The 8,204-nt window shown below is 74.9% G+C and carries 7 protein-coding genes; 4 read left to right on the top strand and 3 right to left on the bottom strand.

The features are described 5' to 3' along the window. Positions 1 to 103: 103 nt before the first annotated feature. Positions 104 to 652, bottom strand: a complete 549-nt coding sequence (locus ACH4B3_RS30755) for an N-acetyltransferase (RefSeq protein WP_398468415.1) — start codon at positions 650 to 652, stop codon at positions 104 to 106. 265 nt (positions 653 to 917) lie between these two features. On the opposite strand from ACH4B3_RS30755, the gene ACH4B3_RS30750 reads away from it, so the two are divergent. The 3 genes from ACH4B3_RS30750 to ACH4B3_RS30740 all read left to right on the top strand — a co-directional run bounded on the left by ACH4B3_RS30750 (position 918) and on the right by ACH4B3_RS30740 (position 3,196). After that, a complete protein-coding gene (locus ACH4B3_RS30750; protein ID WP_398468413.1) occupies positions 918 to 1,355 on the top strand; it encodes a hypothetical protein in 438 nt (145 codons plus the stop codon). A gap of 162 nt (positions 1,356 to 1,517) precedes the next feature. Continuing rightward, on the top strand, positions 1,518 to 2,312 hold the full coding sequence (locus ACH4B3_RS30745; RefSeq protein WP_398468411.1) for an SDR family NAD(P)-dependent oxidoreductase: 795 nt from the start codon (positions 1,518 to 1,520) through the stop codon (positions 2,310 to 2,312). A 56-nt stretch (positions 2,313 to 2,368) separates the two neighbouring features. Beyond that, positions 2,369 to 3,196 carry an aldo/keto reductase gene (locus ACH4B3_RS30740; protein ID WP_398468410.1) on the top strand — a complete coding sequence of 276 codons (828 nt, stop codon included), beginning with the start codon at positions 2,369 to 2,371 and terminating at the stop codon, positions 3,194 to 3,196. Positions 3,197 to 3,276: 80 nt separating this feature from the next. On the opposite strand, the gene ACH4B3_RS30735 is transcribed toward ACH4B3_RS30740, so the two are convergent. Then, on the bottom strand, positions 3,277 to 4,347 hold the full coding sequence (locus ACH4B3_RS30735; RefSeq protein ID WP_398468408.1) for an ATP-dependent DNA ligase: 1,071 nt from the start codon (positions 4,345 to 4,347) through the stop codon (positions 3,277 to 3,279). An 84-nt stretch (positions 4,348 to 4,431) separates the two neighbouring features. Here ACH4B3_RS30735 and ligD point away from each other — a divergent pair, with 84 nt between their 5' ends. Next, positions 4,432 to 5,442, top strand: a complete 1,011-nt coding sequence (ligD, locus tag ACH4B3_RS30730) for a non-homologous end-joining DNA ligase (RefSeq protein ID WP_398468406.1) — start codon at positions 4,432 to 4,434, stop codon at positions 5,440 to 5,442. Between the two features lie 43 nt (positions 5,443 to 5,485). Here the strand turns inward: ligD and ACH4B3_RS30725 are convergent, their stop codons facing one another. Continuing rightward, on the bottom strand, positions 5,486 to 8,122 hold the full coding sequence (locus ACH4B3_RS30725) for a SpoIIE family protein phosphatase (RefSeq protein WP_398468404.1): 2,637 nt from the start codon (positions 8,120 to 8,122) through the stop codon (positions 5,486 to 5,488). Between the last annotated feature and the right edge of the window lie 82 nt (positions 8,123 to 8,204).

The raw sequence follows: 8,204 nt of genomic DNA, 5'->3' as shown, positions 1-8,204 counted from the left end.
CGCGCGGGCGGGGGGGGGGGGGGGGGGGGGGGGGGGGGGGGGGCGGGGGGCGGGCGGGGCCGCCGGGGCGCCCCCCCCCCGCGGCCGGGCGGACCGCCCGCCGTCAGCCGCCGCCCGGGGCCAGCCGCTTCTCCAGCAGCGTGACCGCGTAGCGCTTCCCGGCGTCCCCGTGCTTGGCCGGGGTCTCGCCCACGACCGTGTAGCCCGCGTCCTGGTAGTAGCGGCGCAGCCGGGCGTTGTTCGACAGGCAGTCCAGCCGGCACAGGGTCCGTCCGGCGGCGGCGATCCGGCGCTCCGCCGCGGCCAGCATGGTCCGGCCGGCTCCGGGAGGCGCGGTTTCGCGGTCCGTCATCAGGCGGTGGACGTATCCGGCCACCGGGGGCTGCGGACCCCAGGCGGCGACGTCCTCCCACCACAGCTCCCAGGCCCCGGCGCTGGGTCCGTCGGGCCCGAGCGTGGCGAGCCACACCTCGCCGTCCCGCAGCCGGGCCGCGAAGTGGTCCGCGCCCAGCTCGCCGGGCCGCCACTGGTCGATACCGGAGCCCTGCTGCCAGCGCGCGGCGGCGTCCCGCAACCGGATGAGTTCGGGGATGTCGCTGTGGTCGGCGAGCCGGAACGCGAGGGTCCGCTCATCCGTGGTGGGTTCGATCATGGTCCGATGGTGCCTGAGCGGCCGGTCGCGCGGTACGGCGGGTCTCCTCCGGACGGGGGCCGGTGCCGCGAGGGTTCCGACCCCGCCCCTACCCGACCCCGCCCCGTCCCGGCCCCGACCAGCCCGCACCGCCCGCGACGCGCCGCACGTGGGTGCGGGGCCGGTCAGCTTCGGGCGCGGCGGGGTCCGTCGTTCAGGTGGTGCCGGGGCGCCGCGGCGGTCGGGGCGGTGCCGGGTGCGGCACGGTAGCCGGATGCGTCGCCATATGCTCTCTTTCACCCTGCTTGGTCTGCTGCCCGGGATCGCCGGCTGTGTGTCGGTGGCCGGCGAGGAGGCCGGCTCCCGCCCGCAGGGGGATGCCAAGCCCCGTGCCACCGCGCGCTCCGCCGACCGGGCCGAGTCGTCCGGGCGCCCCGGGGGCACCCGGACGCCCGGTTCCGCCGGCCGGACCGCGGCCCCACGCGGCCCGGCGCCGGACGGGCCCGCGGACGGCCGGGCCCCGGCCGCGCGGCCGGTACGGCCCGCGCCCGCGGCTCCCCGGACGCCGTCCGGGACGATCCGTCCCCGGCTGCCGGTGCCGGAGGGCGTGCCGCGCGGTGTCCTGCCGGACGGGATGTCGGTCGGGCCTTTCTGCGAGCTGGCGGGTTCCGGTATGACGGAGGAGGAGCTGCGGGTGTGCCGGGGGCTCGACGGAGCCCCGTGACCGCGGGCGCCGGGGCGCCGCCTGTCCGGTGGCGGCCGGCGGGGCGGTCCGCGGTCCGGGCCGGCGGCCTCCTGGAAATGTGCGCGCTTGCAACTAAAGGCGTGTGCAATTACCGTCGTAAGGTCGGAAGTGGAACCCCGAGACCAGCGAAGGACGGGAGTCATGCACATCGATCTGTCCGGCCGTACGGCTGTGGTCACCGGCTCCACCAGCGGCATCGGCAGAGCGATCGCGGTGGCCCTGGCCCGGGCCGGCGCGGAGGTCGTGGTCAACGGCCGTGACCCGGAGCGCACCGCCAGGGCGGGGCGCGGCGTCGCCGAGGAGTCCGGCGGCGGCACGGTCCGATCGGTGGCCGCGGACGTGGCGACGGCCGAAGGAGCCGCGGCCCTGGTCGCGGCCGCCCCGGAGGCCGACATCCTGGTGAACAACACGGGGGTGTTCGGCGCCGCCCCGGTGTTCGAGATCCCCGACGGCGAGTGGCTGCGGTTCTTCGAGACCAACGTGCTCAGCGGGGTGCGGCTGGCCCGGCACCACACACCGCGCATGGTCGCCCGCGGCTGGGGCCGGGTGATCTTCATCAGCAGCGAGTCCGCGGTGATGACGCCGACCGAGATGGTCCACTACGGCATGACCAAGACCGCCCAACTGGCGCTCTCCCGGGGCATGGCGCAGGAAGTGGCCGGCACCGGCGTCACCGTCAACTCGGTGCTGCCGGGCCCCACCCTCACCCCCGGTGTGGAGGAGTTCCTCCGCGACCGGGTAGGCGCCGACGTGCCCCTGGAGGAAGCCGAGCGCCGCTTCATCGCGGAGGAGCGGCCGACCTCGCTGCTCGGACGGCTGATCCGCCCCGACGAGGTCGCCAACCTCGTCCTCTACACCAGCTCCGACCAGGCATCGGCCACCACCGGTGCCGCCCTGCGCGTCGACGGCGGTGTCGCCCCGACGCTCATCCCCTGACCCGTCTCACGGCACCCCGGCGGTGCCGCAGTACCACCACACCGGAAGCAGGTCCCATGACCACCACCACCCCCACCATCACCCTGAACAACGGCGTCCCCATCCCGCAGCTCGGCTTCGGCGTCTTCCAGGTGCCCGACGACGAGACCGCGGCGGCCGTCGGCCACGCGCTCGACGCCGGATACCGCAGCATCGACACGGCCGCCGTCTACGGCAACGAGAAGGGTGTGGGTGACGCCCTCGCCGCCTCCGGGCTGCCGCGCGACGAGTACTTCGTCACCACCAAGGTGTGGAACGAGGACCAGGGCTACGACTCCACCCTGGCCGCCTTCGACGCCAGCCTCGCCAGGCTGCGCCTGGACCACGTCGACCTGTACCTCATCCACTGGCCGGCCCCGGCCCGCGACCGCTACGCCGACACCTGGCGCGCCATGGAGCGGCTGCTCGCCGACGGGCGGGTGCGGGCCGTCGGCGTCTCCAACTTCCAGCCCGCCCACCTGCGCCGGCTGAGGGAGGACTCGGACCTCGTCCCGGCGGTCAACCAGGTCGAACTCCACCCGCGGCTGCAGCAGCGGGAGCTGCGCGCCTTCCACGCCGAACACGGCATCGCCACCGAGGCGTGGAGCCCGCTGGCGCAGGGCGCGCTGCTGGCCGACCCGGTCATCACCGGGCTCGCGGAGCGGTACGGGCGCACTCCGGCGCAGGTCATCCTCCGCTGGCACCTGCAGCTGGGCAACGTCGTCATCCCCAAGTCGGTCACCCCGGAGCGGATCCGGCAGAACATCGACGTCTTCGGGTTCGACCTCGCCGACGAGGACATCGCGGCCATCACCGCGCTGGACAGCGGCACCCGGATCGGCCCCGACCCGGACGCCTTCGCCTGACGCCCCTGCCGCGCCCCGCCGGGTCCGGCCGGCCGCCGCTCTCGGCCGGACCGGGGGAGCGGCGCGCCGTCCGGGAGGGGCTACCGCCCGCCGGGGACCAGCACACTGGCCAGGTCGTAGCTCACCGGCTCCGCCAGCTGGGCGTAGCCGCACGAGCGCGGATCGCGGTCCGGCCGCCAGCGGCGGAACTGCGTGGTGTGCCGGAAACGGTCGCCCTGCATGTGGTCGTAGCCGACCTCGCACACCCGCTCGCACCGCAGCGGCACCCAGGACAGGTCCTTCCGGCCGGACCACCGGCTGGGCGCCCCGGGCAGCCGCCCGGCCTCGTGCGCCGCCTCGTCGGTCCACCCCGCCCACGGATGCCCCTCGGCCGACGCCATGCGCAGCGGCTCCAGCTCGTCCACCAGCTCCCGCCGCCGGCGCATCGGGAAGGCCGCGCAGACGCCCACGTGCTGCAACCGGCCGTCGGCGTCGTACAGGCCCAGCAGCAGCGAGCCGACCACCGGGCCGGTCTTGTGGTGGCGGTATCCGGCGACCACGCAGTCCGCCGTACGCTCGTGCTTGATCTTGTACATCACCCGGGCGTCGGGCCGGTACGGCAGGTCCGGCGGCTTGGCGACCACCCCGTCCAGCCCGGCCCCCTCGAAGCGCTCGAACCACTCGCGGGCCACCTCGACGTCGGTGGTGGCCGGCGCCAGGTGGACCGGCGGCCGGGCGTCCGCCAGCATCTCCTCCAGGACCGCCCGGCGCCGGGTCAGCGGGGCGTCGAGCAGCGACCGGTCACCGAGCGCCAGCACGTCGAAGACGACGAAGGCGGCCGGGGTGCGCTCCGCCAGCATGCGCACCCGGGAGTCGGCGGGATGGATCCGCTCGGTCAGCCGGTCGAAGTCGAGCCGGCCCTGGTGGGCGATGACGATCTCCCCGTCCACCACGCAGCGCGGCGGCAGCTCCGCGAGCAGGGCCGCGACGACCTCCGGGAAGTACCGGGTCAGCGGTTTGCCGGTCCGGCTGCCGATGACCACCTCCGCGCCGTCCCGGTGGACGATCGCCCGGAAGCCGTCCCACTTGGCCTCGTAGTGCATGCCCGCGGGGATGGCCGCCACCGAGCGGGCGAGCATCGGTTTCACGGGCGGCATGACCGGAAGGTCCATACGCCGATTGTGCCGCGCACCCCGGCGGGACGCCCGGTACGACCCGATGTGCGCGGTACGGGCGGGGCGCCTACCGTTGCGGGCATGGGCGAAGCGGTGGAGTTGGAGGCGGGCGAGCACACCGTACGGCTGTCGAACCCGGGCAAGGTGTACTTCCCCGAGAGCGGCTACACCAAGCTCGACATCGCCCGCTACTTCCTCGCCGTCGGCCCCGGTGTCACCCGGGCCCTGTACGACCGCCCCACCACCCTGGAGCGCTTCCCGGACGGCATCGAGGGCGAGTCGTTCTTCCAGAAGCGCGCCCCCAAGAACCACCCCGACTGGCTGCGCACCGCCACCATCGCCTTCCCCAGCGGACGGCACGCCGACGAGATCTGCCCCACCGGCGTGGCCGCCGTGATCTGGGCGGTCAACCTGGGCTGCCTCACCTTCCACCCGTGGCCGGTGCGCAGCGGCCGGCTGGACCACCCCGACGAGCTGCGCATCGACCTCGACCCGCAGCCGGGCACCGGCTTCGCGCAGGCCGTGCCGGTCGCCCAGGAGCTCCGGGCGCTCCTCGAGGAACTGGGCCTGCGGGGCTGGCCGAAGACGTCCGGCGGCCGGGGGCTGCATGTGTTCGTCCCCATCGAACCGCGCTGGACCTTCACCGAGGTGCGCCGCGCCGCCATCACCGTGGGCCGGGAGCTGGAACGGCGGATGCCGGGCAAGGTGACCACCGCCTGGTGGAAGGAGGAGCGCGGCGAGCGGATCTTCGTGGACTACAACCAGACCGCCCGCGACCGGACCGTCGCCTCGGCGTACTCGGTGCGGCCCCGCCCGCACGCCCCGGTCTCGGCGCCGCTGCGCTGGTCGGAGGTGGACGCGGTGGAACCCGCCGACTTCGACCTGGTCACCATGGTCGACCGGTTCGCCGAGTTCGGTGACGTGCACGCCGACATGACCGAGCACGCCTACGCGCTCGACGGGCTGCTGGAGATGGCCGCCCGGGACGAGCGGGACCACGGCATGGGCGACATGCCCTATCCGCCGGACCACCCGAAGATGCCGGGCGAGCCCAAGCGCGTCCAGCCCAGCCGGGCCCGGCCCCCCGACTGACCGCCCGGGTCGGCCGCTCCCCGCCGGACCGCACAGGCCAGGGTCAGCGTCCCGGCCCGGCCCGCAAGGACCGCGGCAGCGGCACCTCGGCCCAGATGACCTTCCCGGTCGCCGTGTAGCGGGTGCCCCAGCGCTCGGCGAACTGGGCGACCAGGAACAGACCCCGGCCTCCCTCGTCCATGGTGGTGGCGTGGCGCATGTGCGGTGAGGTGCTGGAGCCGTCCGACACCTCGCAGATCAGCGAGCGGTCCAGGATCAGCCGGGCGCGGATCGGGCCGGAGCCGTACCGGATGGCGTTGGTGATCAGCTCGCTCAGGATCAGCTCGGTGGTGAACGCCTCCTCGGCCAGCCCCCACCCGGCGAGCCGGCCGGTCACCGCGGCGCGCACCTCCGCCACCGCCGCCGGGTCCGGGCGCACCTCCCAGTCCGCGATCCGGTCCGCGGGCACCGACCGGGTGCGGGCCACCAGCAGGGCGATGTCGTCCTCCTGGTGTTCCGGCAGCAGCGCCCGCAGCACCGCGTGACAGGTCTCCTCGGGGGTGCGCTCGCCCGCCGCGAGCACCTCGCGCAGCAGCCCGAGCCCGACGTCGATGTCCCGGCCCCGCTGCTCGATCAGCCCGTCGGTGTACAGCACCAGCCGGGTGCCCGCCGCCAGGCGCAGCTCGACCGCTTCGAACGGCAGCCCGGACAGGCCGAGCGGCGGGCCGGCCGGTACGTCGGCGAACTCCACCGAACCGTCCGGGGCCACCACGGCCGGCGGCGGGTGCCCGGCCCGGGCCATGGTGCAGCGGCCGCCGACCGGGTCGTAGATGGCGTAGAGGCAGGTCGCGCCGGTCAGACCGTCGCCGCCGCTGCCCGGCTCGTGGTCGATGTGCAGGGCCAGGTCGTTGAGCCGGCCCAGCAGCTCCTCGGGCGCCATGTCCAGCGCCGAGAAGTTGTGCACCGCGGTCCGCAGCCGTCCCATGGTGGCGGCGGCGTGCAGGCCGTGCCCGACCACGTCGCCGACCACGACCGCCGCCCGGGCACCGGGCAGCGGAATCACGTCGAACCAGTCACCGCCCACCCCGGCCTGGGCCGGCAGGTAGCGGTGGGCGACCTCCAGGGCGTTCTGCTCCGGCAGCGCGCTGGGCAGCAGGCTCTGCTGCAGGGTCACCGCCATGGTGTGCTCACGGGTGTACCGGCGGGCGTTGTCGATGCAGGCCGCCGCGTGGGCCGAGACCTCCTCCGCGAGCGACAGGTCGTCCTCCTCGAACGGCTCCGGCCGCTCGGACCGCCAGAAGTTCACCACGCCCAGGACCACGTTCCGCGAGCGCAGCGGCACCGCGATCAGCGAGTGGATCCCGTAGTCGGTGATCGCCCGGGCGCGCTCCGGGTCCTGCGCGTGCCATCCGGGCGCGCGCCGCAGGTCCGCAGCGAGCATCCCGCGGGCCCGTTCGACGCCCTGTGCCTGGGGAGTGGAGGGCACGAACCGGATCCGCTCGCCCTCCGGGTACAGCGGGGCGTCGTCCCGGATGCCGCTGACCGCGGTGCGGCGCATGTCGGCGGGGTGCCCGGGGACCGGTTCCTCGCCTTCGGTCAGCCCCTCGAACAGATCGACGGTGGTGAAGTCGGCGAGCTCGGGGACGGTGGCCTCGGCCAGCTCCCGGGCGGTGCGCGCCACGTCCAGCGTGGTGCCGATGGTGACGCTGCTGTCGTACAGCAGCCGCAGCCGGTCCCGCGCCATGGCCGCCTTGCCCGAGAGCTCGTGCAGCTCGGTGGTGTCGCGGAGCGTGGCGACGGACCCGACGGGGCCCCCGTGGCCGTCGGCCGGCCGGTTGTTGACCGCCAGCAGCCGGTCCCCGGCGGCGACCACCTCGTCGGTGGCGATCCGGCCGGTGGCCAGCAACTCCGTCATCCGGGGGTCGAGCCCGAGCCCGGTGACGGGCCTGCCCTCCGCGTCGGCGGGCAGGCCCAGCAGCCGGCGGGCCTCGTCGTTGGCGAGCAGCAGCCGCTGGTCGCCGACGATCAGTACGCCTTCCCGCACCGCGTGCAGCACCGCGTCGTAGTGCTCGTACATACGGGCCATCTCCACGGGGCCCAGACCGTGGGTCTGCCGGCTCAGCCGCCGGCTCGCCAGCACGATGCCCCCGGTGGCCAGGGCGAGGCCGACGGCCGCACCGCCGAGCAGCACCGGCAGCTGCCGGTGGACCACGTCCCCCACGGAGCTGGTGAGCACGCCGGCCGAGACCAGCCCCACCACCTCGCCCTGCGGGTTCTTCACCGGGACGGTCGCCTGCACCAGCCGGCCGATGGTCCCCTCGACGGTCTCCACGACCGGGCGTCCGGACAGCGGGGTGGCGATGTCGCCGACGAACTTCTTGCCGATCCGGTCCGGCTTGGGGTGGGTGTACCGGATGCCTTCGGTGTCGGTCACCACCAGGAAGTCGACGCCGGTCTCCGTCCGAACGGCCTCGGCCCTGGGCTGGAGGACGCGGGTGGGGTCGTCGGAGTCGAGCGCGGCGACCAGGCCCGGGGAGTTGGCGAAGCTCTGGGCGACCGCGAGTGAGCGGTTGCGGGCCTCGCGCTCGCTGTCCCGGTCGGCCTGGAGCAGCAGTGCCACCACACCGGCCGTGACGATGAGGAGGGCCACCACCACCTGCAGGACCAGGGCCTGACCGGCCACGGTGCGGACACCCAGCATCGATCGGCGGCGCCCGTCCCGCGCCCATGGCTGCCGTCTGGAGGAGGCCGCGTTCGCCGGAGGCCGGTCTCGACCCATGAGC

It is taken from the genome of Streptomyces sp. NPDC018031 (assembly GCF_044327625.1).
In the GTDB taxonomy this organism is placed as follows: domain Bacteria; phylum Actinomycetota; class Actinomycetes; order Streptomycetales; family Streptomycetaceae; genus Streptomyces.
Note: the sequence above shows the minus strand (reverse complement) of the source record. Positions and strands in the feature narration are given on the sequence as shown.